General features: G+C 53.2%; 1 rRNA gene. It reads right to left on the bottom strand.

The annotated features are described in order from the left end of the window. Window positions 1-8: 8 nt before the first annotated feature. Window positions 9-2,803 (bottom strand): 23S ribosomal RNA (locus ACODR8_RS19795). Window positions 2,804-3,173 lie beyond the last annotated feature (370 nt).

Genomic DNA, 3,173 nt, shown 5'->3' with positions numbered 1-3,173 from the left:
TGAACCGTTTAAGCGCGAATAGGACAATTAGTATCGGTTAGCTCCATGCGTTACCGCACTTCCACATCCGATCTATCAAGGTCGTGGTCTTCGACCGTCCTATGAAATCTTATCTTGAGGGAGGCTTCCCGCTTAGATGCTTTCAGCGGTTATCCCGTCCATACATAGCTACCCTGCTGCGCCACTGGCGTGACGACAGGTACACCAGAGGTATGTTCAACCCGGTCCTCTCGTACTAGGGTCAACTCCTCTCAAATTTCGACGCCCACGGCAGATAGGGACCAAACTGTCTCGCGACGTTCTGAACCCAGCTCACGTACCACTTTAATTGGCGAACAGCCAAACCCTTGGGACCTGCTCCAGCCCCAGGATGTGATGAGCCGACATCGAGGTGCCAAACGATTCCGTCGATATGAGCTCTTGGGAATCATCAGCCTGTTATCCCCGGCGTACCTTTTATCCGTTGAGCGATGGCCCTTCCACGAGGGACCACCGGATCACTATGACCGACTTTCGTCTCTGCTCGACTTGTCAGTCTCGCAGTCAGGCGGGCTTATGCCATTGCACTCTAACAGACGGTTTCCAACCGTCCTGAGCCCACCATCGCGCGCCTCCGTTACTCTTTAGGAGGCGACCGCCCCAGTCAAACTACCCACCACAGAGGGTCCCTGCACCGGATAACGGTGCGAGGTTAGACATCAGAAAACAGCAGGGTGGTATTTCACCTATGGCTCCACATCAACTGGCGTCGATGCTTCAAAGCCTCCCACCTATGCTACACAGCTCTTTCCTAATGCCACTCTGAAGTTGCAGTAAAGGTGCACGGGGTCTTTCCGTCTAACCGCGGGTACTCCGCATCTTCACGGAGAATTCAATTTCGCTGAGCATATCCTGGAGACAGTGGGGAAGTCGTTACGCCATTCGTGCAGGTCGGAACTTACCCGACAAGGAATTTCGCTACCTTAGGACCGTTATAGTTACGGCCGCCGTTTACCTGGGCTTCAATTCAGTGCTTGCACACCTCCTCTTAACCTTCAGGCACCGGGCAGGCGTCAGGCCCTATACGTCGTCTTGAAGCCGACTTAGCAGAGCCCTGTGTTTTTGCTAAACAGTCGCTACCCCCTGGCCTGTGCCCCCCACAAGAGCTTGCGCTTATGTGGGGCCTCCTTCTTCCGAAGGTACGGAGGCAATTTGCCGAGTTCCTTCAGGATACTTCTCTCAAACGCCTTGGTATACTCTACCATTCCACCTGTGTCGGTTTAGGGTACGGTCTATACGGAGGGGCTATTTCCTGGGACGATTTCCCAGCCAGGAGCAATCCAATAAGCCCTGACCAGTTACACCATCCGTCACACACCTCCAGGCCCACGAATATTAACGTGGTTCCCATCGACTACCCCCTTCGGGCTCGTCTTAGGGGCCGGCTTACCCTGCTCAGATTAGCTTTAAGCAGGAACCCTTGGAATTTCGGCGACAGTGCATCTCACACTGTTAATCGCTACTCATGTCTGCATTCGCACTTCCGATACCTCCACGACCCATTACCAGATCGCTTCAACGGCCTACGGAACGCTCCGCTACCGCGTGATCATAAGATCACACCCTAAGCTTCGGTGCATCACTTTAGCCCCGTTACATCTTCGCCGCAGGATCTCTTGTTTAGACCAGTGAGCTGTTACGCTTTCTTTAAAGGATGGCTGCTTCTAAGCCAACCTCCTGGTTGTTTTGGAAATCCCACATGCTTTCCCACTTAGTGATGACTTGGGGACCTTAGCTGTAGGTTAGGGCTGTTTCCCTTTTGACGACGGACCTTAGCACCCGCCGTCTGTCTGCCGAACTAGACTCGTTGGTATTCGGAGTTTGGTTAGTGTTGGTAGATCTCGCGACCCCCGCAACCATCCAGTGCTCTACCCCCAACGGCAATCATTCGACGCTCTACCTCAATAGATTTCGCGGAGAACCAGCTATTTCCCGGCTTGATTGGCCTTTCACCCCTAAGCACAACTCATCCGACAATTTTTCAACATTGAACGGTTCGGTCCTCCAGTGCGTGTTACCGCACCTTCAACCTGGTCATGCATAGATCGCCGGGTTTCGGGTCTAATGCATCAAACTCTATCGCCCTATTCAGACTCGCTTTCGCTGCGCCTACACCTAACGGCTTAAGCTTGCTTGATACACTAAGTCACAGACCCATTATGCAAGAGGTACGCGGTCAGGGCTCAAGGCCCCTCCCACTGCTTGTAGGCATCCGGTTTCAGGTACTGTTTCACTCCCCTCATCGGGGTGCTTTTCACCTTTCCCTCACGGTACTGGTTCACTATCGGTCATGTACGAGTATTTAGGCTTGGAGGGTGGTCCCCCCATGTTCAGACAGAGTTTCACGTGCTCCGCCCTACTCGAGTCCGACAAGTTCGCTTTCACATACGGGGCTGTCACCCGCTATGGCGTGCCTTTCCAGACACTTCTGTTAACTAACTTGTCGGCACTGGCCTGGTCCGCGTTCGCTCGCCACTACTAACGGAATCTCGGTTGATGTCTTTTCCTCCGGGTACTGAGATGTTTCAGTTCTCCGGGTTCGCCTCACCAAAGCCTATTTTATTCAGCTTAGTGATACCTCTCCCATTTAACACGGGGCCAGCCAGAAGGCTGGACCAGTCTTAAATGGTGAAGGTGGGTTGTCCCATTCGGAAATCGCGGGATCAAAGCCTGCTCACGGCTCCCCCACGCTTATCGCAGCGTGCCACGTCCTTCATCGCCTGTACATGCCAAGGCATTCACCAGATGCCCTTACCTCACGCTTGAGAGTCCACACCACCAACGACAACACTGGAAGATCAAGTGCTTGTTACGCCGTCAGAAAATGCGGTTATTAAACTCAGCTAGATAATCATTCGTGTACGATATGCATTGACCCTGCCCGCGCCACCTTTACGGAAACGCCAACAAAACCAACACCGTATCGCCACGGCATCGATTAAAAAACCCATTCACAATGTCAAAGAGGAGCGCAATGCGCTCCATATCACCGGACGTGTCCGGCAAACCGTTTCTCTTCATCCCTGGAAATTGTCCGCTGCTCCGCGAAACATCGCTACGCAGTCTGCTTGGTGGAGCTTATCGGGATCGAACCGATGACCTGATGCTTGCAAAGCAACCGCTCTCCCAGCTGA

The organism is Sphingobium sp. FG58, from assembly GCF_057809055.1.
This window is presented reverse-complemented; position numbering and strand designations above follow the sequence as displayed.